The organism is Neisseria brasiliensis (assembly GCF_009671065.1).
Lineage (GTDB): Bacteria > Pseudomonadota > Gammaproteobacteria > Burkholderiales > Neisseriaceae > Neisseria > Neisseria brasiliensis.
This window is the reverse complement of the sequence record NZ_CP046027.1, coordinates 2008534-2032272: the sequence shown is the minus strand read 5'-3', so window position 1 is coordinate 2032272 and position 23739 is coordinate 2008534. Positions and strand designations below refer to the sequence as shown.

General features: G+C 48.0%; 24 protein-coding genes. 15 read left to right on the top strand and 9 right to left on the bottom strand.

Features of this window, described 5'->3' with window-relative positions:
- Nucleotides 1-56: 56 nt before the first annotated feature.
- The 3 genes from leuB to GJV52_RS10090 all read left to right on the top strand — a co-directional run bounded on the left by leuB (nt 57) and on the right by GJV52_RS10090 (nt 2594).
- A complete protein-coding gene (leuB, locus tag GJV52_RS10100) occupies nt 57-1127 on the top strand; it encodes a 3-isopropylmalate dehydrogenase (protein ID WP_100564215.1) in 1071 nt (356 codons plus the stop codon).
- A 190-nt stretch (nt 1128-1317) separates the two neighbouring features.
- The gene (locus GJV52_RS10095; protein ID WP_095503406.1) at nt 1318-1881 is read left to right on the top strand and encodes a YceI family protein; all 564 of its coding nucleotides are present in this window, start codon (nt 1318-1320) and stop codon (nt 1879-1881) included.
- A 146-nt stretch (nt 1882-2027) separates the two neighbouring features.
- Nucleotides 2028-2594 (top strand): peptidylprolyl isomerase, encoded by a 567-nt coding sequence (locus GJV52_RS10090; RefSeq protein WP_100564217.1) that lies wholly within the window; start codon nt 2028-2030, stop codon nt 2592-2594.
- Between the two features lie 48 nt (nt 2595-2642).
- On the opposite strand, the gene GJV52_RS10085 is transcribed toward GJV52_RS10090, so the two are convergent.
- The 4 genes from GJV52_RS10085 to GJV52_RS10070 are packed head-to-tail and all read right to left on the bottom strand — an operon-like array spanning nt 2643 to nt 5131.
- Entirely contained in the window at nt 2643-3845 is a 1203-nt protein-coding gene (locus tag GJV52_RS10085; RefSeq protein ID WP_229439415.1) for a molybdopterin molybdotransferase MoeA, read from the bottom strand.
- Complete coding sequence (gene mobA / locus GJV52_RS10080) at nt 3842-4420, bottom strand: molybdenum cofactor guanylyltransferase MobA (RefSeq protein WP_095503403.1); 579 nt, start codon at nt 4418-4420, stop codon at nt 3842-3844. The genes GJV52_RS10085 and mobA overlap by 4 nt, the downstream gene beginning before the upstream one ends.
- Complete coding sequence (locus GJV52_RS10075; RefSeq protein WP_095503402.1) at nt 4417-4881, bottom strand: molybdenum cofactor biosynthesis protein MoaE; 465 nt, start codon at nt 4879-4881, stop codon at nt 4417-4419. The genes mobA and GJV52_RS10075 overlap by 4 nt, the downstream gene beginning before the upstream one ends.
- A gap of 1 nt (nt 4882) precedes the next feature.
- Nucleotides 4883-5131, bottom strand: coding sequence for a MoaD/ThiS family protein (locus GJV52_RS10070; protein ID WP_095503401.1), 249 nt, complete (start codon nt 5129-5131; stop codon nt 4883-4885).
- A gap of 204 nt (nt 5132-5335) precedes the next feature.
- Between GJV52_RS10070 and GJV52_RS10065 the strand changes: the two genes are divergently transcribed.
- The gene (locus GJV52_RS10065) at nt 5336-7222 is read left to right on the top strand and encodes a histidine kinase (protein ID WP_095503421.1); all 1887 of its coding nucleotides are present in this window, start codon (nt 5336-5338) and stop codon (nt 7220-7222) included.
- A complete protein-coding gene (locus GJV52_RS10060) occupies nt 7219-7875 on the top strand; it encodes a response regulator (protein WP_095503400.1) in 657 nt (218 codons plus the stop codon). The genes GJV52_RS10065 and GJV52_RS10060 overlap by 4 nt, the downstream gene beginning before the upstream one ends.
- A 70-nt stretch (nt 7876-7945) precedes the next feature.
- Here GJV52_RS10060 and pflA read toward each other — a convergent pair whose 3' ends face one another.
- Nucleotides 7946-8788, bottom strand: coding sequence for a pyruvate formate lyase 1-activating protein (gene pflA, locus GJV52_RS10055; RefSeq protein ID WP_369832073.1), 843 nt, complete (start codon nt 8786-8788; stop codon nt 7946-7948).
- A 212-nt stretch (nt 8789-9000) separates the two neighbouring features.
- Nucleotides 9001-10143, bottom strand: a complete 1143-nt coding sequence (locus GJV52_RS10050; protein WP_095503172.1) for an RNA-guided endonuclease InsQ/TnpB family protein — start codon at nt 10141-10143, stop codon at nt 9001-9003.
- A gap of 44 nt (nt 10144-10187) precedes the next feature.
- Here GJV52_RS10050 and tnpA point away from each other — a divergent pair, with 44 nt between their 5' ends.
- Nucleotides 10188-10604 (top strand): IS200/IS605 family transposase, encoded by a 417-nt coding sequence (gene tnpA, locus GJV52_RS10045; RefSeq protein WP_095503171.1) that lies wholly within the window; start codon nt 10188-10190, stop codon nt 10602-10604.
- Between the two features lie 139 nt (nt 10605-10743).
- Here tnpA and pflB read toward each other — a convergent pair whose 3' ends face one another.
- The 3 genes from pflB to GJV52_RS10030 all read right to left on the bottom strand — a co-directional run bounded on the left by pflB (nt 10744) and on the right by GJV52_RS10030 (nt 15771).
- A complete protein-coding gene (pflB, locus tag GJV52_RS10040) occupies nt 10744-13029 on the bottom strand; it encodes a formate C-acetyltransferase (RefSeq protein WP_100563624.1) in 2286 nt (761 codons plus the stop codon).
- A gap of 265 nt (nt 13030-13294) precedes the next feature.
- Entirely contained in the window at nt 13295-14593 is a 1299-nt protein-coding gene (locus GJV52_RS10035) for an adenylosuccinate synthase (protein WP_095503398.1), read from the bottom strand.
- Nucleotides 14594-14616: 23 nt separating this feature from the next.
- Nucleotides 14617-15771: an ATP phosphoribosyltransferase regulatory subunit gene (locus tag GJV52_RS10030; protein WP_095503397.1), complete on the bottom strand. Its 1155-nt coding sequence runs from the start codon at nt 15769-15771 to the stop codon at nt 14617-14619.
- A gap of 362 nt (nt 15772-16133) precedes the next feature.
- On the opposite strand from GJV52_RS10030, the gene iscR reads away from it, so the two are divergent.
- The 9 genes from iscR (at nt 16134) to GJV52_RS09980 (ending at nt 23627) form a co-directional block, all read left to right on the top strand.
- A complete protein-coding gene (gene iscR / locus GJV52_RS10020) occupies nt 16134-16580 on the top strand; it encodes a Fe-S cluster assembly transcriptional regulator IscR (RefSeq protein ID WP_095503395.1) in 447 nt (148 codons plus the stop codon).
- Between the two features lie 32 nt (nt 16581-16612).
- A complete protein-coding gene (locus GJV52_RS10015) occupies nt 16613-17827 on the top strand; it encodes an IscS subfamily cysteine desulfurase (protein ID WP_100563622.1) in 1215 nt (404 codons plus the stop codon).
- A 107-nt stretch (nt 17828-17934) separates the two neighbouring features.
- Nucleotides 17935-18318: a Fe-S cluster assembly scaffold IscU gene (gene iscU, locus GJV52_RS10010; RefSeq protein ID WP_095503393.1), complete on the top strand. Its 384-nt coding sequence runs from the start codon at nt 17935-17937 to the stop codon at nt 18316-18318.
- A gap of 68 nt (nt 18319-18386) precedes the next feature.
- Nucleotides 18387-18707, top strand: a complete 321-nt coding sequence (gene iscA, locus GJV52_RS10005) for an iron-sulfur cluster assembly protein IscA (protein WP_095503392.1) — start codon at nt 18387-18389, stop codon at nt 18705-18707.
- A 112-nt stretch (nt 18708-18819) separates the two neighbouring features.
- Nucleotides 18820-19230: a hypothetical protein gene (locus GJV52_RS10000; RefSeq protein ID WP_100563620.1), complete on the top strand. Its 411-nt coding sequence runs from the start codon at nt 18820-18822 to the stop codon at nt 19228-19230.
- 20 nt (nt 19231-19250) lie between these two features.
- The gene (gene hscB, locus GJV52_RS09995; RefSeq protein ID WP_095503419.1) at nt 19251-19751 is read left to right on the top strand and encodes a Fe-S protein assembly co-chaperone HscB; all 501 of its coding nucleotides are present in this window, start codon (nt 19251-19253) and stop codon (nt 19749-19751) included.
- A gap of 101 nt (nt 19752-19852) precedes the next feature.
- Nucleotides 19853-20569 carry a DUF6973 domain-containing protein gene (locus GJV52_RS09990; RefSeq protein ID WP_100563618.1) on the top strand — a complete coding sequence of 239 codons (717 nt, stop codon included), beginning with the start codon at nt 19853-19855 and terminating at the stop codon, nt 20567-20569.
- Between the two features lie 223 nt (nt 20570-20792).
- The gene (hemB, locus tag GJV52_RS09985; RefSeq protein WP_100563615.1) at nt 20793-21797 is read left to right on the top strand and encodes a porphobilinogen synthase; all 1005 of its coding nucleotides are present in this window, start codon (nt 20793-20795) and stop codon (nt 21795-21797) included.
- A 414-nt stretch (nt 21798-22211) separates the two neighbouring features.
- Entirely contained in the window at nt 22212-23627 is a 1416-nt protein-coding gene (locus GJV52_RS09980; RefSeq protein WP_095503388.1) for an SLC13 family permease, read from the top strand.
- Nucleotides 23628-23739: the final 112 nt, after the last annotated feature.

Here is a 23739-nt window from a genome sequence, read left to right as displayed (position 1 = left end):
AGCACACGATAACCCTTCCCCATTTTTCACTCTTTTATTCATAAAGGAAATCAACAATGACCAAACAAATCGCCATTCTTCGCGGCGACGGCATCGGCCCTGAAATCATCGGCCAAGCCGTGCGCGTATTAGACAAACTGATCGAGCGAGGTCTGGATGTGGCTTACGAATACGCGCCTTTAGGCGGTGAAGCCTACGACCAATACGGCCAGCCTTACCCAGAATTCACGCAAAACCTGTGTCGCAAAGCAGATGCGGTGTTGCTGGGTTCGGTAGGCGGTCCGCAATACGACAATCTCGATCGTCCGCTGCGTCCGGAACGCGGCTTGTTGGCCATTCGTAAAGACCTGAATTTATTCGCCAACCTACGCCCTGCCATTTTGTATCCTGAATTGGCCAATGCTTCTACCTTGAAACCTGAAGTCGTGGCCGGCTTAGATATTCTGATTGTGCGTGAACTCACCGGCGACATTTATTTCGGCGAACCACGCGGCATCCGCACCTTAGAAAACGGCGAGCGCGAAGGTTTCAACACCATGAAATACAGCGAAAGCGAAATCCGCCGCATCGCCCATGTTGCCTTCCAAGCAGCGCAAAAACGCAATAAAAAAGTCTGCTCTGTGGGCAAAGCCAACGTATTGGAAACCACAGAATTGTGGCGCGAAATTTTTGAAGAAATCGGCAAAGAATATCCCGATGTGGAATTGAGCCATATGTATGTCGATAACGCCGCCATGCAGTTGGTGCGCGCGCCGAAACAATTCGACGTGATTGCCACCGGTAATATTTTCGGCGATATCTTGAGCGATGAAGCATCCATGCTCACCGGCTCTATCGGGATGCTGCCTTCAGCTTCCCTGAATGAAAACAACAAAGGTCTGTATGAGCCTTCTCACGGTTCCGCACCAGACATCGCAGGCCAAAACAAATCCAATCCGCTGGCGACTATTTTGTCGTTGGCGATGTTGGTACGCTACAGCCTGAACGACGAAGCACGCGCGCAACAAATCGAACAAGCCGTGCAAACCGTGTTGAAACAAGGCTTCCGCACCGGCGATATTTTCGAAGAAGGCACCAAGCTGGTTTCTTGCTCGGAAATGGGCGATGCCGTATTGGCTGCACTGTAAGGCCGTCTGAAGAATGCGTGGTAGCTACCACGCATTTTTTAATGTTTCCGTTTCATATTCTCTACCATCATCAACATTAATCAAATAGAGAATTAACCATCAGGAAACGTTTATTTGCATTAACTATGTTAAGATATTTTCGTAATATTTGATGTATTCATTCCCATTCGCTCTCACAAAGGATATCGATATGAAGAAAATGATTTTTACCGTATTGGCTGCTGTCGTAGCCGCTTCTGCTTCTGCCGCAACTTACAAAGTTGACGAAGCCCACACCAATGCCCGCTTTGCCATCGACCACTTCAACACCAGCACCAACGTAGGCGGCTTCTACGGCTTGAGCGGTACTGTTGATTTCGATAAGGCCAAACGCCAAGGCAAAATCGACATCACCATTCCGGTGAATACTTTGCAAACCGGTTCTGAGCGCTTTACCGGCCACCTGAAATCACCGGATTTATTCAATGCCGAAAAATTCCCGGAAATGCGCTTTGTTTCTACCAAATTTAACTACGTTGGCAAAAAGCTGACTTCTGTTGACGGCAACCTGACCTTGTTGGGCAAAACCCACCCTGTGAAACTGAAAGCCGAAAAATTCAACTGCTACGACAGCCCGATGGCCAAAGCCGAAGTGTGCGGCGGCGACTTCTCAACCACCATCGACCGCACCAAATGGGGCATGAATTATTTGGTTGACAGCGGCATGGCCAAAAAAGTGAAATTGGATATCCAAATCGAAGCTGTGAAACAATAATACGTTTAATCAGCGAAAAGGCCGTCTGAAAGGTAAAGTTTCAGACGGCCTTTTACGTTTTCTTGTCTATTTTTCACACAGAAAAAGCCGATAATAGCGCATTCAAAATTTATCCTGAATGCATGCGAATAATATAGGAAACGCACATGAACACTGTAACAAAATTGACCTTAGGCGCGCTGATGTTGAGCGCAGTTTTTGCCGCCCAAGCCGAAACCCGCGCCGTGATTGAAACCAATATGGGCAAAATCGAATTGTCGCTTGATGAAGCCAAAGCACCGAAAACAGTCGCCAATTTCGTCAACTATGCCGAAAAAGGCTTTTACAGCAACACCATCTTCCACCGCGTGATTGACAATTTCATGATTCAAGGCGGCGGTTTTACGGAAAACATGGCGCAAAAAGCCACCGATAAAGCGATTGCAAACGAAGCCAACAACGGCCTGAAAAACACCGTCGGCACCATCGCCATGGCGCGCACTGCCAATCCGAATTCGGCCACCAGCCAATTTTTCATCAATACCGCCAACAATGATTTTCTCAACTTCAAAAGCGCCACACCACAAGGTTATGGCTATGCGGTTTTCGGCAAAGTCACTTCCGGCATGGACGTGGTAAACAAAATCAGCAAAGTGCAAACCGCTACCCGCGGCTTCCACCAAAATGTACCAGTGAAACCGGTAGTGATTCAAAAAGTCAGCATCATCAAATAACACAACAGGCCGTCTGAAATTCAGACGGCCTTTTTCAATTATCAAAAATCAATTCGGCAATAAATAAACGCTGACACCATCGCCTTCACTTACCGTTTGCCCTGCCGGCACTTCACACAAAGCATCAGCGGCCGTACAAGTGCTCAACATCGCGCTGCCTTGGTTCGGCAATAATTTCACCACCGTCTCGCCAGCTTCGCCATTTTCTAACACCACGCGTAAAAACTCGCGGCGCTTGATGGCTTTTTTGGTTTGAAAGGCGGCTTTAGCCGTAACTTTCGGCAAATGCCAATGTTTTGCCTGCTTGCCGGCCAGTTTGTTTAATACCGGCAACAACAGCATATTGGATGTGGCAAACGTGGCCACAGGATTGCCCGGTAAGATAAAGATTTTGCATTCGCCAATGTGCCCCCATGCAAACGGCTTACCCGGCTTGATGGCCAAAGTGTGCATGGTCAGCGAGCCGATGCGCTCAATCGCCTGCTTCAAATAATCCGCCTCACCCACAGATGCGCCGCCGCTGGTAATCACCACATCGAATTGCTTAGCAGCTGCGGCTAAGGCGGCTTCGGTTTGCGCCAAATCATCGGGCAAAATGCCGCCGTCGCTCACCTGCAAACCCAATTGCTGCAACCAAGCCAGCAATTGATAGCGGTTGGCATCGTAGATTTGGCCGTCTGAAAGCGCTTGGCCGGGTTCGACCAACTCGTTCCCCGTAGAAAACACCTGCACTTTCAAAGGTTCATACACAGTCAATTCGGCATAGCCTTGCGAAGCGGCCAAGCCTAAAGCGGCCATGTTTAATACCGTGCCTTGCACCAATAATTCTTGGCCGACTTCGATTTCTTCGGCTTTCAGACGCATGTTTTGTCCGGCTTGAATGTCGGCATTCACCAGCAAGCGCTCGCCGTCGGTTTCGGTTTGCTCCTGCATCACCACAGCAGTGGTGTTCGACGGCAATGGTGCGCCGGTAAAAATGCGTACCGCTTCGCCTTGAGCCAACGGATTTACTGCCGTTTCACCGGCTTGAATGCGGTCGGTAATACGAAATTCGCGCAAGCTGCCTTCGTTGTCGCATACTGCATAGCCATCCATCGCGCTGTTGTCAAACATCGGGCTTGGATATTTGGCGTGCAGACTTTGCGCCAAAACGCGGTTGGCCGCTTGAGCTAAAGGCAGCGTAACCGTTTTCAGACGACATGGGTGTTGTTCCAACAAAGCCGCAAGTGCTACTTCAAAATCAATCATCATGCTTCTTTCAAATCTTCAGGCGTGTTGTAATTCACGAAACATTTATCCGAATCAAAATTCACTGCGCGCGCGCGTTGCTGTTGCAGCCAGCCGCGTATGGTGCGCATACCGGCATAAAGATACGGCACGGCGCTTTGCAAAATCTGCGGGCGGATAAACATAATGCTATATTGCTGGCGCTCGGGCGTTTCCACATAAAACGCATTGCATAAAGGCGTGCGCTTGGCCACCGCTAAAAAACGCGCCACCAAATCTTCGGGCAGCTTGGGCATATCGCACGACACAATTAAGAGCCAATCGGCTTTGGCCAGCTGCAAATCATTGGCCGCCGTGCACAAAGCTGCCAGAGGGCCCAAATGATGCCATTGACGCACATCGGCAAACACATGCGGGCTGCGGCGGGCGTATTCTTCCAAATTGCGGTTGGCGCTGATGGCGATGTGATCGACCTGCGGCGCAATCCGCCCAATCACATGGTCAATCAAAGGCTTACCTTTCCATTCGACCAAGCCTTTATCCACACCGCCCATGCGGCTGCCTTGTCCGCCTGCGAGAATAAGCGCGTACGTTTTCATGGTGTGTTCCATTGCTGCGCGGCCGCTTGGTCGCTCTGTTTGGCTTCTACCCAACGTTCGATGCCGTCTGAAAAGGTTTCTTTTTTCCAAAACGGCGCTTCTGTTTTTAAATAATCCATGATGAATTCGGCGGCGGCAAACGCTGCTTTGCGATGCTCGGAAGCCGCCAACACCAGCACGATTTGTTCATCGGCACGCAATTCACCCACACGGTGAATGATGGTGCAGGCGGTCAGCGGCCAGCGTTCGGCGGCCGTCTGAACAATACGGGCGATTTCGTTTTCAGTCACTTCGGGAAAGTGCTCGAGAAACAGGCTTTGCAAAGGCGTATCGGTATCACGGTCGCGCACCAAGCCGACAAAGCCGACCACCGCGCCAATATTACGGCCTTGCATGAGCAATAAGTCGTATTCTTGCTGCAACTGAAAATCCTGTGTTTGGATGCGGATATCAACCTGCATATCAGCCCCCTGTTACCGGCGGCAGCAAGCCGACTTCAGCAGCATCGGGAATATCGGTTTCCCATGTGCTGATTTTTTTATCCACCACCAAACGGAAAATATTGCCAACAGCCAAGGCTTCTGCCCAGTCGTCGCCACGCGCGTGCAACAAGGCCAGCAAATCACGACCATTACCGCCCTGCCATTCGATTTGCTCTTGGGCGGTTTGTAATTTTTGTTTTAAAACACCGAAATATAAAATGGTAATCATGCGAAATTTTCAAGAGTGGTTTTGCAGGCCGTCTGAAAAGCTTTTACCATCAAGCCTGCAAAATGTTCATATAAATTGAATTTTATCATAACTGGATTTTACACGAATCCGCATGAAATTCTAGCCGATAAATACATTTCTTTGCATTATTGTGATTTAGACCAAACAATGCTATTTTTAGGGCATCATTTAATTGCCATCATCATGAACAGATTAGCCCAATTTTCAGACGGCCCCAGCCTTTCGGCGCGGCTCAAATTTCTGACCGTATTGTGGGTCAGCTCAGCCTTGTTTTCAGTCGTATTCACCTTGATTTTATCATGGCGGCTGGAAGGTGCCGGCACAGCCATCAACCATGCCGGCAGCCTGCGTATGCAGACCTACCGCTTGACGCATTTGGTACACGAAAAAGAACCTGCCGAACATGTGCGTCAACAGATTCAAGCGTTTGAACACACTTTGCTGAAGGTCAGCGAAAGCGATGTGATCAAGCCGCTCTTGCCTTCTCGTTCCGGCAATGCCATGAATTCCACCCTGATTCAAACCAGCCTGATGGACGATTGGCAGCACAAAATCCGCCCGTCTTTAGAAGCCAATCAATTGCCCGACAATCAGGATTTATACCGCTTTGCCGGTAATTTGGATTTATTCGTGCAGGCTTTGGAAAATGCCAACGAAGAAAACACCCAATGGCTGCGCCGCTTTCAGATGGCCTTAATTCTAATGATTTTTGTTGCGGCCGGTTTCATGATCAGCTTGCACTATGCGTGGATTATCCGCCCATTGGAAGCCTTGAGTGCGGGCGTGCGTGCCATCGGGCGCGGTGAATTCGGCACGGAAATCAACACCGACTATATCCGCGAGTTTGCCCAAGTAAATAAAGGCTTCAATCAGATGAGCACGAGCCTGAAGACACTTTATACCGACTTGGAAGGCCAAGTGGCACGCCAAACGGAAGACCTTGAGCGGCAAAACCGTGATTTGGCGCTGCTCTACCAAACCACGCGCGATTTGCACCAAATCCACCAACCGAAAACCGCCGCCACCGAATTTTTAGGCCGCACCTTGCCCGCCGTCGCCGCCATTGCCGGCAGCGTGCATTTATTTGATGCCGAACACAAACGCTCTGATTTGGTTGCCAGCTTAGGTTTACCGGAAGATTCGCAAGCCGAGCCTTATGCCGATTTAGATAGCGGCTTTTCCGACTCAATCGAAAACCTGCCGCTGCATTATCTCAACAGCGAACACAAAGGCCGTCTGATTGCCATCGAGCATCCGCGCTTCGAGCAGATGGCCGTGTTCCCGATTACTTATAAAGAAGAAGAGCTGGGCTTATTCACACTGTATTTTTCAGACGGCCACACCTTAAGCCAAAGCGACCAAGAATTGCTGCAAACTTTAAGCAGCCAATTGGGCGTGTCGATTGCCAACAGCCGCTTTGCCCAAGAGCGCCGCTTGCTGGCCGTTTTGCAGGAGCGCAACTTAATCGCCCAAGGCTTGCACGACAGCATTGCGCAAACGCTGACCTTTTTAAATTTACAGGTGCAAATGCTTGAAAGCGCGTACAATGCCGAACAGAAAGAGCAAGTGGATGAAAACATCCGCTTCATCAAAGACGGCGTGCAGGAATGCTACGACGATGTGCGCGAATTGCTGCTGAATTTCCGCACCAAGCTTAGCAACAAAGATTTCCCCGAAGCGGTATCGACGCTACTGGCACGATTCGAGCAGCAAACGCAAATTGAAGTAAACACCACCTGGATTGAAGAAGGCGGCTGGCTCAACCATGACGAGCAGCTGCAAATCATCTTTATTTTGCAGGAAAGCCTGTCGAATATCCGCAAACACGCGCAAGCCGATAAAGTGGATGTGAGCCTGATTAACCGTCAAGATTTCACCCTAAAAATCAGTGACAACGGCATAGGATTCGACACCGACACCATCGACAGCTTATCTGGCGAACACGTTGGACTCGGCATTATGCAAGAACGCGCCCGCCGCATCGACGCCGTGTTGGATGTCGCCTCGCAACCCCACAAAGGAACCACCGTAACCTTAGTGTTACCGCAACATAAGAGAACCGCATCATGAGTATTCAAATTATCTTGATTGACGACCACACCTTGTTTCGCAGTGGCATCAAAGCGCTGCTTTCCCGCCAAAACGATTTTGAAGTCATCGGCGAAGCTTCAGACGGCCTGTCGGGTGTGAAATTGGTTGAGCAGCAAAAGCCCGATATTGTGTTGCTCGACTTGGATATGCCGGTCATGAACGGCCGCGAAGCCTTGGCGCAGATTTTGAGTGCCAATCCCAACCAGACCGTGATTATGCTTACCGTTTCCGAAGACAGCGATGATTTGACCGAATGTATGCGCATCGGCGCGCGCGGTTTCTTGTTGAAAAACATCAACGCCGATTTCCTGCTCGACAGCATCCGCAAAGCAGTTGACGGCGACAATGTATTCTCACCGGAAATGACCTCGCGCTTGGTGCAATCCCTGATTTCCCCAGCCGCACCGCGTACCGACGTGGCTTTGTCCGCCCTCACCCCACGCGAGTTAGAAATCTTGGGCTATCTTGCCGCCGGCCACAGCAACAAGGTTATCGCCCGCCATTTGGATTTGGCTGAATCGACGATTAAGGTTCATGTGCAAAATATTTTGCGTAAACTCAATTTAAGCAGCCGCGTACAGGCTGCGGTTTATGCGGTGCAACATAAAGTGCCGCAGCCTGAAGGGATTTAACGTTAATAGTAAAGGCCGTCTGAAATATTTAGTATTTCAGACGGCCTTTTATTAACCAAGAAACAAGCAATCAGTAAATAATATTTTTACCGTAGCCTTCCAATATTTCCTTAATTTTCAATACGGTCTCTTTCGGTGGCGGATGCACGCCGGTTAATTTGTATTCATCGCCGCACAACGCCCATTTGTGCGCACCCAATTCGTGATACGGCAACAGCTCAACGGTTTCGATGTTATCCATACCACCGATGAACTCACCCAACAGATTAGCTGAGCGTTCGTCATCGGTGTAGCCCGGCACAATCACATAACGCACGCGTGTAGGCTGTTTGCGTTCGGCCAGATAGTGGGCGAAGTTTAAGGTTTTGGTATTGGGAATGCCGACCAATACTTTATGAATGTCGGGATCAATCTGTTTCAAATCCAGCATCACCAAATTGGTGTGATCCAGCAAACCGTCCAAAATCGAATCGTAGTGCAAAGCATAGCCGTTGGTATCCAAGCAAGTATGGATTTCCTGTTCGCGGCAGGCGGTAAACCAATCGCGCACGAATTCATATTGCAGCAGCGGCTCGCCGCCGGTGGCCGTTACCCCGCCGCCGGTTGCACGCAGGTAATGGCGGTAAGACATCACTTGCTTCATTACTTGCTCAACCGTTAATTCTTGGGCTTTGTCAGTATGCAAACCCCATGTATCGCGGTTATGGCAATACAGGCAGCGCATCAGGCAGCCTTGCAGGAACAAAACATAACGCAAGCCGGGGCCGTCGACCGTGCCGCACGATTCGATAGAATGCACAATGCCTTTGCCCTGATAATGGCGATGCCCTGCAGCGCTATCGGCTTTGGCGCGGATACGCGGTTTGATGTCTTTGGCTTGCTGTTCGGGGGTAATGGTGAATGTTTGCATAATCTTGTCCGAATACATGAAGACGTTGGCCATCTGAAAACATACGCTTCAACGATTGACGTCCTTCCCTCCCTGAAGGGAGGGAATTCCTACGGCGATTTGTGAACGGCATTGAGCCATTCACAAATCGCTTCGGTGGGTTTCTGCTGCTGACCGCCTTACTGCACGGTTCACTTCACAGACGCTACGGGCACGTCCTGCCCTGAAACTTCATTTTACTTTTGCGCTGCCAAAATCTCTTGACCGCGCTTTAACACATTGATTGCACCCACAATATCCGCATTGTTTTGATAGCCACATTGCACACATTCAAAGTTTGCCTGTGTTTGACGGTTATCTTTGGCAGTATGTCCGCAAGCTGGGCAACAACGACTGGTATTTTGTGGCGGAACAGCCACCAAATGCCCACCGCGCCACAACAGCTTATAGTCCAACTGACGGCGAAACTCAAACCAAGACTGGTCTAAAATCGCACGGTTTAAGCTTGATTTGGCAGCAACGTTTTTTCCATGCTGCACGGCGTTGCCTTTAGCGGATTTGGACATATTCGCCACCTGCAAATCTTCCACATACACAATCGCGTGGTTTTGGCTGATTGCGCTGCTGATTTGGTGCAGGTAGTTTTTACGGATATTGCTGATTTTGTGGTGCAAACGGCTGATTTTTGCTTTCAGTTTCTGCCAGTTTTTGCTGAATTTGGTTTTGTGTTTGAACTGTTTTTGCAGTTTTGCTAGTTTGCCTTTCAACGTTTTGAATGCGTTGATTGGCTCAAAAAACTGACCATTGGACAATGTTGCAAATTTGGCAACACCCATATCAATCCCAGTTTCGCCACCGTTTGGCTGCGCGATTTCCTGCTCGGTTTCGGTTTGCATAGATACAAACCATTTACCGCATTTTTGCGATACGGTTACGTTTTTCAGGCTGCCTGAAACGTGTCGGCTGTTGCGATAGCGCACCCAACCGATTTTGGGCAAATAGATACGATTATTTTGCTGCTCCAATTTACAGCCTTGCGGAAAGCGGAAACTGTCTTTTTCGCCTTTGCGTTTGAATTTGGGGAAATCTGCGCGTTTGGCAAAGAAGTTTTTGAATGCGCTTTCCAAGTCTTTCAAACTTTGCTGCAAAACTTGGCTGTGGCAGTCTTTTAGCCAGTCTAATTCTCGTTTCCATTCAGGCAGCAAATTTGCGATTTTGGTGTAGCTAAATTTGAACGAATTATCTTGTTGATATTGTTCGTTTTGATACGCCAAAGCACGATTGAATACGAAACGCGAACAACCGCAAAATTGTTTCATTTTGCGGATTTGCTCGCCGTTTGGCATCAGTTCAAATTTGAATGTTTTGAGTATTAACATGATTTCATGGATAATGGAATTTTTAGCAATTTTACACTTGGTCTATGGAAAAAGAAACTGATTTAAGACGTGGTCGGCACGTTGTTTTTAATCTTCATGTACATTTGGTATTTGTCGCAAAATATCGCCGAAAAGTGTTCACAAAAGAAATTTTGGACGATATGCGCGGTATTTTTGAGAGCGTCTGCACCGATTTTGAAGCGCAACTGGTGGAATTTGACGGCGAAGATGACCATGTTCATTTACTTGTGAACTATCCGCCCAAAGTGTCTATTTCAAAACTGGTGAACAGCTTGAAAGGTGTATCTAGCCGCATGATTAGACAGAAAAATTATCCAAGCATCAAACAAAAATTATGGGGCGGTGCGTTGTGGTCGCCGTCTTATTTTGCAGGTAGCTGTGGTGGTGCGCCGATTACGATTATTCGGCAGTATATTGAACAGCAGAAAACGCCTGATTAACTGAATATCAACGGTTTTAGGACTGCTACGCAGTCCGCGCCTTATATCTCCGCCGTGAACGGCGAAGTTTTACGGCGCAGCCTGATAAACACAATGCCGGACTCATCACCCGGCATTGTGTTCACAACCCACACTCAGATTACATGGTTTCCGTGAAGGTACGGGTAATCACGTCTTGTTGTTGCTCGCGGGTTAATGAGTTGAAACGCACGGCATAGCCGGATACGCGGATGGTCAATTGCGGATATTTATCCGGATTTTCCATCGCATCTTGCAAGGTTTCACGGTTCAACACGTTGACGTTCAAGTGTTGGCCTCCTTCCAATTCACCGGCTTCGTGGTGGAAATAACCATCCATCAAACCGGCCAAATTGCGTTCGCGTGAGCGTTCGTCTTTACCTAAGGCGCCCGGCACAATCGAGAAGGTATAAGAAATACCGTCTTTGGCAAATTCAAACGGCAGTTTCGCTACTGAAGTCAACGAAGCAACCGCACCGTTCACATCGCGGCCGTGCATAGGGTTGGCGCCCGGGCCGAAAGGCGCACCAGCGCGACGGCCGTCTGGGGTGTTACCGGTTTTCTTACCATAAACCACGTTGGAAGTAATGGTCAACACGGATTGAGTCGGAATCGCATCGCGATAGGTTTTGTGGGTAGCCACTTTACGCATGAAGCGCTCTACCAAATCACAAGCGATTTCGTCAACACGGTCGTCATTGTTACCGAATTGCGGATATTCGCCTTCGATTTCAAAGTCAACCGCAACGCCGTTTTCATCGCGAATCGGTTTCACTTTAGCATATTTGATGGCAGACAGCGAGTCGGCTGCCACAGACAAACCGGCAATGCCGCAAGCCATGGTGCGGATGATGTCGCGGTCATGCAAGGCCATCAGCGCGGCTTCGTATGAGTATTTGTCGTGCATGTAGTGGATGATGTTTAAGGCGGTGACATATTGAGTTGCCAACCAATCCATGAATTGATCCATGCGGGCAAATACGGTGTCAAAATCCAATACTTCATCCAGAATCGGGTCAGATTTAGGACCTACCTGCTCTTTCGATTTTTCGTCCACACCGCCGTTGATTGCGTACAACAAGGTTTTGGCCAAGTTAGCACGCGCACCGAAGAACTGCATTTGTTTACCGATAATCATCGGGCTCACACAGCAGGCAATCGCGTAGTCATCGCTGTTGAAATCAGGGCGCATCAAATCATCGTTTTCGTATTGAACTGATGAAGTGTCAATCGAAACTTTGGCGCAGAATTCCTTAAAGCCTTGCGGCAATTGCTCAGACCACAAAATAGTGATGTTTGGCTCTGGTGAAGGACCCATATTGTAAAGGGTATGCAATACGCGGAAGTTGCTTCGGGTCACTAAGGTGCGGCCGTCTAAGCCCATACCGCCAATCGATTCGGTTGCCCAAATCGGGTCGCCTGAGAACAATTGATCGTATTCAGGGGTACGCAGGAAGCGTACCATACGCAGTTTCATCACCAAATGGTCAATGAATTCTTGCGCTTGGCTCTCGGTAATCAAGCCTTTTTGCAAATCGCGCTCGATGTAGATATCCAAGAATGAGGATACACGACCAAACGACATGGCGGCACCGTTTTGCGATTTCACGGCAGCCAAGTAAGCGAAGTAAGTCCACTGAATCGCTTCTTGCGCATTGGTCGCCGGTTTAGAAATATCGTAGCCATAAGACGCTGCCATTTCTTTCATTTGCGCCAAGGCATTGTATTGGTCGTTGATTTCTTCGCGGCGGCGGATTACTTCCTCCAAATTCACGCCGTTTTCCAAATCTGCTTGCAATGAGTTGTATTGATTCAGTTTGTCTTTCATCAAGAAATCAATACCGTACAAAGCCACACGGCGGTAGTCGCCAATGATACGACCGCGACCATAGGCATCAGGCAAACCGGTAATCACGCCTGATTTGCGGCAACGGCGGATATCAGGGGTATATACGTCAAACACACCTTGGTTGTGTGTTTTACGGTATTTGGTGAAGACTTCTTCGACTTCAGGATTCAAATCAACGTTATAGACCTTACACGCATCTTTCACCATTTTCAGACCGCCAAACGGCATGATGGCGCGTTTCAAAGGCTCATCGGTTTGCAGGCCAACGATGGTTTCCAAATCTTTGTCGATATAACCCGGCGCATGGCTGGTAATACCGGAAACCACTTGCGCATCAATTTTATAAGGCTCGTGGGTACGGTTTTCAACTTTGATGCCTTCCATCACTTCTGCCCACAATTTAGTTGTGGCTTCAGTAGCCGGCGCTAAGAAGCTGGCATCGCCTTCGTAAGGTGTGTAGTTTTTCTGAATAAAGTCACGAACATCTACGCTGGTTTCCCAGTCGCCGCCTACAAAGCCTTCCCAACCTAATGGGCGTTCTTGTACATCAGCAGACATATCAAACTCCTATTTTAAATAAAGTAAAAGCAAAGTGAACTAGATAATTTATATATTAAGAATAGCACTTTTTGCCCTAAAGAGATAGGAATAAACATGAAATAAAACTACTTATCTAGCCCGAGTTGATTTATATCAAGTCCGATTATAGCTACTTAAAACTACATTTAGATTACCCTGAAATTTTCTAAAAATCGGCGTAGAATAAAATAATTCAGCCCTTAAAATCTTGTCGATTTTAAGGGCTGAATTTCAGACGGCCTCGTTATGCAAACGGATGATGCAGCACAATGGTCTCTTCACGATCAGGGCCAGTCGAAACAATCGCCACCGGCGCGCCGCAGATTTCTTCAATGCGCTTCAGATAGGCTTTGGCATTCTCCGGCAAGGCATCGTATTCTTTCACGCCAAAAGTGGATTCCGTCCAGCCTGGCATGGTTTCAAAAATCGGTTTGCACAATTCCACAGTATCGGAGCCGCAAGGCAGGATGTCGGTTTTGCTTCCATCCGGCAATTCGTAGCCGATGCAAATCTTGATTTCTTCGATACCGTCCATCACGTCCAATTTGGTGATACACATACCGGAAATACCGTTTACCTGAATCGAGCGTTTCAAAGCGGCGGCGTCGAACCAACCGCAACGGCGTGCACGGCCGGTAACCGAGCCAAACTCATGACCACGTTCGGCCAAACCCGCACCCACTTCGCAGAACAATTCCGTTGGGAACGGACCCGAGCCCACGCGTGTGGTGTACGCTTTCACGATGCCCAACACATAATCCAACATTTGCGGACCCACACCGGCACCGGCAGAGGCCGCACCGGCCAAGCAGTTAGACGAGGTCACAAACGGATAAGTACCGTAGTCGATGTCAAGCAAGGTACCTTGCGCACCTTCAAATAGCAATTTTTCACCGGCTTGTGATTTATCGTTCAACACGCGTGATACATCGGTAATCATCGGTACAATGCGCGGCGCCACTTTTTCAATCACCGCCATCACGTCTTCCGCTTTTACCGGCTCAGCACCATGCAAATGTTGCAACTGAACATTATAGTAAGCCAAAATCGCTTCTAACTTTTCAGGAATTTTGTCCAGATTCAGCAAATCGCCCACACGAATCGCGCGACGAGCCACTTTGTCTTCATAGGCAGGGCCAATACCGCGGCCGGTGGTGCCGATTTTGCCTTTGCCGCGAGACGCTTCACGCGCCTGATCCAAGGCAATGTGGTAAGGCAGAATCAAAGGAGCAGTCGGCGCAATTTTCAGACGGCCTTCTACGTTTTTCACACCGGCGGCGTTCAATTCATCAATTTCACCCAGCAATGCTTCCGGCGAAACCACCACACCCGAGCCGATGAAGCAATCCAGTTGCTCATGCAAAATACCGCTTGGAATCAGGCGCAAAATGGTTTTTTTACCGCCTACCACCAAAGTGTGGCCTGCATTGTGGCCGCCTTGAAAACGCACCACGCCAGTGGTTTCTTCTGCCAACCAGTCAACAATCTTACCTTTACCTTCGTCGCCCCATTGCGCGCCGATTACGACAACATTCTTAGCCATAAATCAAAATCCTGATCTAAAAATTAATTAATTTCAATGATTTTCCACTCACCGTCGATTTCTTTCAGACGGCCTGCAATATCTTTTGAGCCATTGTGTTCCATGCCGTAATCAACAATCACACACTGACCTTGTTCACGCAAATCTTCAATCGCCTGTTTGGCATTGAGCACATCTTTTTGCGCCACCATCACCACCGATTGGCGATCGATTTTTGGCAAGCGACCGATAAAGCTGCGTAAGTCGAAACTGAATCCGGTGGCCGGACGCGAACGCCCAAAATATTCGCCCAATCCATCATAACGGCCACCACGCGCGACAGCATCATGGCTTTTCGAGCCATAAGCAGCATACAGCAAACCGGTGTGGTAATTATCAACACGCAATTCCGATAAGTCGATGTGCACATTTTGCTCAGGGAAGGCATCGCAAATCGCTTGCAATTCATCTAAAGCCTGACCAACAGCAAACAAATCCGGCAATTTAGCACGTGCTTCAGTTAATACTTCACGGCCACCATATAAGCTTGGCAACAAAGTAAACGCTTTTGCCCACATGCCGTCTAGTTTCCATGCTTTCACTTCATTGGCTACGGCTTGGGCATCTTTATCCTGCATTAAAGCCAATAATTGCGCAGCTTGCTCTTCATTTAGTTGCGCTGCCTGCGCCAAAGCACGAAACACGCCAACATGCCCCAAAGACAATAGCAACTCACCCAAATCGGCGATTTTCATGCTTTTGAGCATCAAGTCAACGACTTCAATATCAGCAGCGATATCAGTAAAGCCGTAAAGCTCCGCCCCGACCTGCAAAGGCTCACGCGTTTTCAGAAAACCGTCAGGACGCGCATGCAATACCGAACCGGCGTAACACAAACGGTTAATGCCGTTATTGGCAGAAAGCAAATGCGCATCGATACGTGCTACTTGCGGGGTAATGTCCGCGCGGATACCCAATTGGCGGCCGCTGATTTGGTCGGCCACGCGGATGGTTTTCAGCGACAAGCCCGCATCGATGTGGGTAAGCAGCGAATTGCTGTATTCCATCAGCGGCGGCTGCACCAATTCATAACCGTGCACGCGGAATAAAGCCAACAATTGCTCGCGTGCGCTTTCCAATTGGCGGGCATTTGTCGGCAAAACATCAGCAACATGCTCGGGTAATTGCCAAGATTGCATGATTGTGTACCTTTTGTAAACATAAGTAAGGCTGCTTAAGCTTAAAATCAGACGGCCTATACGGCCTTCCCGTGTATCCTGATTTTAAATTTAAACAGCCCCTGATGATGGCGCAAACCATCGAGTTATTAAAATCAGACTTTAACACAAAAATTACATTTGTGCAGTTGCTTTTCAATCTTACAAGGCCGTCTGAAATGTTCAGACGGCCTATCCATATTCTCAACGTCTATTACGACTTGAAAGAAATCAATGTCACGATTAAAACAAACAATCGCCAAGCCTTGCCACATACTTGACTAAACTACTCAGATATTAGAAAATTGACCTATGATAAAAAAAGCCACACACAGGCACATACCATGAGACTAACCACTAAAGGCCGCTTTGCCGTGACGGCCATGATCGACTTGGCGATGAACGCACAAACCGGCGCCGTCAAGCTCAGCGCCATCAGCGAGCGGCAAAGCATTTCCCTCTCTTATCTCGAACAGCTTTTCAGCAAGTTGCGTCGTGCGCAATTGGTGGAAAGCTTGCGCGGCCCGGGCGGCGGTTATATTCTGGCTGCCCCTGCCTCTGAAATCAATATTGCCCAAATTATCGAAGCGGCTGAAGACAAGCTCGACGCGACCCAATGCAGCAGCAAAGCCAACTGCCACCACGGTGTCCCTTGCCTGACGCACGATTTATGGGAAAATCTCAATACGACCATCAACAATTATTTGAGCAGCATCACCCTGCAAAGCATTATTGAGAAAAAGCATACTGAAAACGACGGCAAAGTCGTCACGTTTACACACATCCATTAAACTACCCGATATATAAAAAGAAAGAGCAAACCATGTCTGTTAACACCCCTGTATATTTAGACTATGCTGCGACCACACCGGTTGACAAACGCGTTGCCGAAAAAATGATTCCTTATTTAACCGAATTATTCGGCAACCCAGCTTCCAACAGCCACAGCTTTGGCTGGACTGCTGAAGAAGCGGTTGAAGAAGCACGCGCCAACATCGCAGCTTTGATTCACGCCGATCCGAAAGAAGTCGTGTTTACCAGCGGCGCCACCGAATCCAACAACTTGGCCATTAAAGGCGCGGCGCACTTCTACAAAAGTAAAGGCAAACACTTAATCACCGTGAAAACCGAGCACAAAGCCGTGCTCGACACCATGCGCGAATTGGAACGCCAAGGCTTTGAAGTGACTTATCTGGATGTACAGGAAAACGGCTTGGTAGATTTGGAAGTGTTGAAAGCCGCCATCCGTGAAGACACCATTTTGGTTTCCGTAATGTGGGTCAACAACGAAATCGGCGTGGTGCAAGATATTCCTGCCATCGGCGAAATCTGCCGCGAACGCAAAATCATTTTCCACGTTGATGCTGCCCAAGCCTGCGGTAAAATTCCGGTTGATGTTGAAGCAGCTAAAGTGGATTTACTGTCTATGTCCGGCCACAAAGTTTACGGCCCTAAAGGTATTGGTGCTTTGTATGTGCGCCGCAAACCACGCGTACGCTTAGAAGCACAAATGCACGGTGGCGGCCATGAGCGCGGTTTCCGCAGCGGCACCTTGGCAACCCACCAAATCGTCGGCATGGGCGAAGCCTTCCGCTTGGCGAAAGAAGAATTGGAACAAGACACCGCCCATTACCTGAAATTGCGCGACGTGTTCTTGAAAGGCATTGAAGGCATTGAAGAAGTGTACATCAACGGCGATTTGGAACACCGCGTACCAAACAACCTGAATGTCAGCTTCAACTTCGTCGAAGGCGAAAGCTTGATTATGGCTGTGAAAGAATTGGCCGTATCCAGCGGTTCGGCGTGTACTTCCGCTTCATTGGAGCCTTCTTATGTATTACGCGCACTGGGCCGCAACGACGAATTGGCGCACTCTTCCCTGCGCATTACCTTCGGCCGCATGACCACCGAAGAAGAAGTGGCTTACGCTGCTGAGTTGATTAAATCAAAAATTGACAAACTGCGCGAATTATCGCCACTGTGGGAAATGCATTTGGACGGTATCGACTTGAATACCATCGAATGGGCCGCACATTAATCGTATTCAACCCAACATGCCGTCTGAAACACGTTATGAATCAACTTTGATTATCCGGTTCAGACGGCCTTAAGAACAATCACAGCAAAAGATAAGGAACCCACATCATGGCATACAGCGATAAAGTAATTGATCATTACGAAAACCCACGCAACGTCGGCACTTTCGACAAAGGCGATGATACCGTCGGCACCGGCATGGTCGGTGCACCAGCTTGTGGCGATGTAATGCGCCTGCAAATCAAAGTTAACGATGAAGGCATTATTGAAGATGCCAAATTCAAAACCTACGGCTGTGGCTCTGCCATCGCCTCTTCTAGCCTGATTACCGAATGGGTGAAAGGCAAGAGCTTGGACGACGCTTTGGCAATTAAAAACAGCGACATCGCCGAAGAATTGGAATTGCCACCGGTAAAAGTCCACTGCTCAATTTTGGCCGAAGATGCGGTGAAAGCAGCGGTTGCCGACTACCGTAAGAAAAAAGAAGTTTAATCATTGTTCAGACGGCCTATGCCTATTTTTAGGTCGTCTGAAACATTCAGTTCAATAAAGGAAAGAATATGATTACGCTGACCGAAAATGCAGCCAAACACATCAACGGCTATTTGGAAAAACGCGGCAAAGGCTTAGGCGTACGCTTGGGCGTGAAGACCAGCGGCTGCTCGGGCATGGCTTATAATCTTGAATTTGTCGATGAAGCCGATGCAATGGATACTGTTTTTGAAGCCTTTGGCGCCAAAGTATTCGTCGATCCAAAAAGTCTGGTTTACTTAGACGGCACACAAGTCGATTACACCAAAGAAGGTTTGCAGGAAGGTTTCAAATTTGAAAACCCGAATGTGAAAGATTCTTGCGGTTGCGGTGAGAGCTTCCACGTGTAAGTTATAAGATTACTGTCGAAACCATTGTTCAAATTAAAGTATTTATTCAGCATTACTTGCGCTATACTCATTAAATATTAAAAAACAATATTTATATTACGGGTATAGCGTTATGTTTATCGAATTAAATCAAATACTTTTACAAAGCCAGCATTATTCACACGATTATTGGGAAGATTGCGGCTTATTGGAAGCCGAAGATTGCCTGCGCAGCTTTCAAAGCCACGACTGGCAAGCCTTAGTGCAAAATCTGCCAAATCAGCCCGAGTTTTGGCGCACAAATCTGATTGCGGTTTTACAACAAATCCCGTCGTCAGAAGGTGTGCATATTTTGGCTCAATTGTGCCGCGATTCGCAGCCATCAGTTGCGCGAGCAGCCAAGCGCAACATTCTCAAAATGGCAAAAAATGCCCAGCCAGAAAGCACCTATGCAGCCGAGCTGCAACAATTGGCTGCCGATATTGCTGCTGAGAAAAAACCTTTCCGCTTGTTCCACTTTTTACACAGAAAGCAGCCGCACTGACCGGCTGTATGATTTTCATCATGAGCCAATATTTCAACCTATTCCAACTGCCAGCCCAATTCGATCTTGATGAACAAAAGCTCGAACAAACCTATCGCGATTTAGCGGCGCGTTTTCACCCCGACAAATTCGCTGCAGCTTCTACTTTCGAGCAAAAACAGGCAGTGATGATGTCGGCTACCATCAATGAAGCTTACCAAACCTTAAAAAATCCGATCGACCGTGCTTCCTATTTATTAAAAGCACAAAATATTGAAGCTGATGCACCGGAACACACAGCTTTCTCACCGGAATTTTTGATGCAGCAAATGGAATGGCGCGAAACCTTGATGGATGCCCAAATGGCACAAGACCAAGCAGCGATTGCCGCTTTAGATGAAGAAATTCTCAACGAACAACAATCACTGTTTGCCGCACTCAACAGCGCATTCGCCAAAGAAGATTACGACAACGCCGCCCAACTGGTTCGCCACTGCCGTTTCTTGAATAAACTGCGCAGCGAAATCGCCGCCGCTTTATAACCCGCTGATAGGCAAAATGAGGCCGTCTGAAATTTTTTTGCGATTTGACGTATTTTTATGTTAAATACTGAAAGCAATATCAAGACAATATCATTTTTACCATGACACATACTCAATTACTCATTCTGACCTTGAGCGGCTTATTGCTGGCCGGCTGCCAAAGTTACCGAGATGACCAAAGCCGCCGCAGCAAAATCGCCCAATTTTTTATTAGTCACCCCGTTGCTGCACAAGCTATTGGCGTTGAAGATAAAAAATCTACCAATATCACCAGCAATGCTGCCCGTCTATCGCAACGCACCGGTTTGGATAACCAAGCCAACGGTGATGGCCGTGGCACACAAGTCAATGCCGTCCGCCATACTTTGTGGCAGGCAGCCATCGCCTCACAATTTGACAGTGACATAGCTGAACGTATCGGTAATGCCTACCTGAACGACACCGATGTACGCGAGGGCAAAACCGATTATTACAGTCGTCTGGCTGCCGACCAAGCTGTCGATCTGCGCAACAACATCATCGGCCGCAATATTGGTAGCGATAAGCCGGCTGCCGATATGAAAACACTGGCGCATGATGTTTTACTCCATTATCACAAAGTCGGTTTGTGGACAGCCAATCAAACCAGATCCAAAGGACGAAAAGTTTGGCGTATCAGTCAAAATAAATTGAGCACAATAGAATATAAAAAAGCTCTTGCCAACTTGGCATCCTTAAATTCAGATGGCATGAATGCAAAAGAGCAGCTCGAATATTCTTCTGGCACATTGCGTGACATCAGCAAATCAGTGCAGGCCATCAGCAAGGTTCAAGATTAATCAAAATCTTCACATATTCAGCGGGAGCCTTCAAAGGCTCCCGTAATTTTTTCAGCGACTGCACTTCTGCCGACCGACAAATCGGCGTACACTAATGCCGTATCCGAAATTGGGCTTTTGCATGCTGCCAAACATCACACAAGTCTCAAGCTGTTGAACTAGTGAAGGCCGTCTGAAACCTTATCGTTCCTCGGCAACAGCGTTTTCACAGAAAGGTTAAAACATGAATTTCCCATCTCGCTTTGTTTCTGCAACCCGTATGCGCCGTATGCGCAAAGATGATTTCTCCCGCCGCCTGATGCGCGAGCATACTTTGACGGCTGATGATTTGATTTATCCGGTCTTCGTATTGGAAGGCGAAGGCGCGGAAGAAAATGTGCCTTCTATGCCGGGTGTGAAGCGTCAAAGCTTGGATAAATTATTGTTCACCGCAGAAGAAGCCTTAAATTTGGGCATTCCGATGTTGGCTCTGTTTCCTGTCGTGACACAAAACAAAACCGAATTGGCCGAAGAAGCTTACAATCCGGAAGGCTTGGTGCCGACTGTGGTGCGCACCTTGCGTGAAAAATTTCCTGAATTGGGCATCATGACTGATGTCGCGCTCGACCCTTACACCATCCACGGCCAAGACGGTTTAACCGATGCCGATGGTTATGTGATGAACGATGAAACCATCGAAGTATTGGTCAAACAAGCTTTGTGCCATGCCGATGCTGGTGCGCAAGTGGTGGCACCTTCCGACATGATGGACGGACGCATTTTAGCCATTCGTGAAGCCTTGGAAGATGCCGACCATATCCACACCCGCATTATGGCCTACTCTGCCAAATATGCTTCTGCCTTTTACGGCCCCTTCCGCGATGCCGTGGGCAGCTCGGGCAATTTAGGTAAAGCCGATAAAAAAACCTACCAAATGGATCCGGCCAACACCAACGAAGCTTTGCAAGAAGTTGCTTTGGATCTTCAAGAAGGTGCGGATATGGTGATGGTGAAACCGGGCATGCCTTATCTGGATGTCGTCCGCCGCGTCAAAGATAAATTCGGCGTGCCAACTTACGCTTACCAAGTATCCGGTGAATATTCTATGTTGCAAGCGGCGATTCAAAATGGTTGGCTGGATGGCGAGAAAGTGATCTTGGAAAGTTTGCTCGCTTTCAAGCGCGCCGGTGCTGATGGCATTCTGACTTACTACGCCATTGAAGCGGCAAAAATGCTGCGTGCTAAATAAGCCGTATATTTCATTTGATTATTTAGGCCGTCTGAAACATCAAACACAAACGCTGTTTGATGTTTCAGACGGCCTTTTGACATTATTAGTATTGCTAACGATTTAATCACCCAACGCGGTTTAACTGATTCAATCTTATTTTTAACATTCCAACCTTATTCATGACTGTTTTATTTCAAAAACACTTCTCAAAAATAAATTAAACCATTGTTTAAATTTGATAAAAAATGTAGGCACTGAAATTATCGCTAAAAATGCTTTACATTATATTTACACTATCTTCAATTACAAATATACTTCTATTCAATTATTACTATTATTTCGAACCCACGCAATAAAATTAAGTTCTTGATAATAAAATAATCTTTCCAAAATTCTGTCTTTTTCAATTCACTCTCAACAAAGGAACGCAGTATGGATTTACATGCAAAAGACAAATCCGAACACGCGGAAAACGTCGAGCTGCTCAGTGCACAAAAGCCGATTACAGACTTTAAAGGCCTGATTATCACGCTGGTGGCCGCTGTGCTCTGCTACGGCATTTACCACATTCTGCCTTACGAAACCAATGCCAACAAAGGTTTGGCTTTATTGCTTTTCGTGGCAATTTTGTGGTTTACCGAAGCGGTACACATCACCATTACCGCACTGATGGTACCGGTGGCCGGTGCGATTTTGGCGTTTCCGGAAATGGATATCAAAAAAGCCATGGCCGGTTTTGCCGACCCGACCATCTATATTTTCTTCGGTGGTTTTGCCTTGGCAACGGCCATGCACATGCAGCGCCTTGACCGAAAAATTGCCGTCAGCCTGCTGATGCTCTCTCGCGGCAACATGAAAGCCGCCGTCTTGATGATGTTTGGTGTAACCGCGTTCTTATCCATGTGGATCAGCAACACCGCCACCGCCGCGATGATGCTGCCGTTGGCCATGGGTATGATGGATCACTTGGATAAAGAAAAAGACCGCAAAACCTTCGTTTTCGTGCTGCTGGGTATCGCTTATTGCGCCAGCATCGGTGGCTTGGGTACCGTAGTCGGCTCCCCGCCGAACATGATTGCTGCCAAAGCATTGGATTTAGACTTTGTCGAATGGATGAAACTTGGTCTGCCGATGATGCTGCTGATTTTGCCGCTGATGTTGCTGGCTTTGTTTATCATTCTGAAGCCGAATTTAAACGATCGTGTTGAAGTTAAAGCCGAAGTGATTCCGTGGACCTTACACCGCGTCATCGCCTTGATGATTTTCTTGGTAACCGCCTGCGCGTGGATTTTCAGCTCGAAAATCAAAGCCGCATTCGGCATCGCCAATCCGGATACCGTGATTGCTTTGATGGCCGCGATTGCCGTGGTGGTGTTTGGTGTGGCGCAATGGAAAGAAGTTGCCCGCAACACCGACTGGGGCGTATTGATGCTCTTCGGTGGTGGTATCAGCTTGAGCGCATTGCTGCAACAATCCGGTGCATCGCTGGCTTTGGGTCAACAAGTGGCCACCACTTTCTCAGGCGCGCATCCATTGCTGGTGATTTTGGTGGTGGCGGCGTTCATCATCTTCCTGACTGAATTTACCAGTAACACCGCTTCTGCCGCGCTGTTGGTGCCAATTTTTGCCACCATCGCCGCACAAATGGGCTTGCCTGAAGAAGTATTGGTATTCGTCATTGGTATTGGTGCATCGTGTGCATTTATGCTGCCGGTGGCCACACCACCAAATGCGATTGTGTTCGGCACCGGCATGATTCGTCAGAAAGAAATGATGAATGTCGGCATCTTGCTCAACATCATGTGTGTATTCTTAGTGGCTTTCTGGGCATACTTTATGTTGATGTAAGCAATGATTTAATACTTTGATTCAAGGCCGTCTGAAAATAATTCTTTCAGACGGCCTTGAATTTTCTCTGGTACACTCCATTTTGCAAAAGATGTTTAACGAAAGGAATCCC

Coding starts and splice junctions, on each gene's coding strand:
- GJV52_RS10060 (WP_095503400.1), top strand. CDS start 7,219: ATGAGTATTCAAATTATCTTGATTGACGACCACACCTTGTTTCGCAGT.
- GJV52_RS10000 (WP_100563620.1), top strand. CDS start 18,820: ATGTTTATCGAATTAAATCAAATACTTTTACAAAGCCAGCATTATTCA.
- GJV52_RS09980 (WP_095503388.1), top strand. CDS start 22,212: ATGGATTTACATGCAAAAGACAAATCCGAACACGCGGAAAACGTCGAG.
- mobA (WP_095503403.1), bottom strand. CDS start 4,420: ATGAAAACGTACGCGCTTATTCTCGCAGGCGGACAAGGCAGCCGCATG.
- GJV52_RS09990 (WP_100563618.1), top strand. CDS start 19,853: ATGACACATACTCAATTACTCATTCTGACCTTGAGCGGCTTATTGCTG.
- hscB (WP_095503419.1), top strand. CDS start 19,251: ATGAGCCAATATTTCAACCTATTCCAACTGCCAGCCCAATTCGATCTT.
- iscR (WP_095503395.1), top strand. CDS start 16,134: ATGAGACTAACCACTAAAGGCCGCTTTGCCGTGACGGCCATGATCGAC.
- GJV52_RS10065 (WP_095503421.1), top strand. CDS start 5,336: ATGAACAGATTAGCCCAATTTTCAGACGGCCCCAGCCTTTCGGCGCGG.
- GJV52_RS10085 (WP_229439415.1), bottom strand. CDS start 3,845: ATGATGATTGATTTTGAAGTAGCACTTGCGGCTTTGTTGGAACAACAC.
- GJV52_RS10090 (WP_100564217.1), top strand. CDS start 2,028: ATGAACACTGTAACAAAATTGACCTTAGGCGCGCTGATGTTGAGCGCA.
- GJV52_RS10030 (WP_095503397.1), bottom strand. CDS start 15,771: ATGCAATCTTGGCAATTACCCGAGCATGTTGCTGATGTTTTGCCGACA.
- GJV52_RS10095 (WP_095503406.1), top strand. CDS start 1,318: ATGAAGAAAATGATTTTTACCGTATTGGCTGCTGTCGTAGCCGCTTCT.
- GJV52_RS10075 (WP_095503402.1), bottom strand. CDS start 4,881: ATGCAGGTTGATATCCGCATCCAAACACAGGATTTTCAGTTGCAGCAA.
- GJV52_RS10035 (WP_095503398.1), bottom strand. CDS start 14,593: ATGGCTAAGAATGTTGTCGTAATCGGCGCGCAATGGGGCGACGAAGGT.
- iscA (WP_095503392.1), top strand. CDS start 18,387: ATGATTACGCTGACCGAAAATGCAGCCAAACACATCAACGGCTATTTG.
- tnpA (WP_095503171.1), top strand. CDS start 10,188: ATGGAAAAAGAAACTGATTTAAGACGTGGTCGGCACGTTGTTTTTAAT.
- GJV52_RS10050 (WP_095503172.1), bottom strand. CDS start 10,143: ATGTTAATACTCAAAACATTCAAATTTGAACTGATGCCAAACGGCGAG.
- GJV52_RS10070 (WP_095503401.1), bottom strand. CDS start 5,131: ATGATTACCATTTTATATTTCGGTGTTTTAAAACAAAAATTACAAACC.
- leuB (WP_100564215.1), top strand. CDS start 57: ATGACCAAACAAATCGCCATTCTTCGCGGCGACGGCATCGGCCCTGAA.
- GJV52_RS10015 (WP_100563622.1), top strand. CDS start 16,613: ATGTCTGTTAACACCCCTGTATATTTAGACTATGCTGCGACCACACCG.
- hemB (WP_100563615.1), top strand. CDS start 20,793: ATGAATTTCCCATCTCGCTTTGTTTCTGCAACCCGTATGCGCCGTATG.
- pflB (WP_100563624.1), bottom strand. CDS start 13,029: ATGTCTGCTGATGTACAAGAACGCCCATTAGGTTGGGAAGGCTTTGTA.
- iscU (WP_095503393.1), top strand. CDS start 17,935: ATGGCATACAGCGATAAAGTAATTGATCATTACGAAAACCCACGCAAC.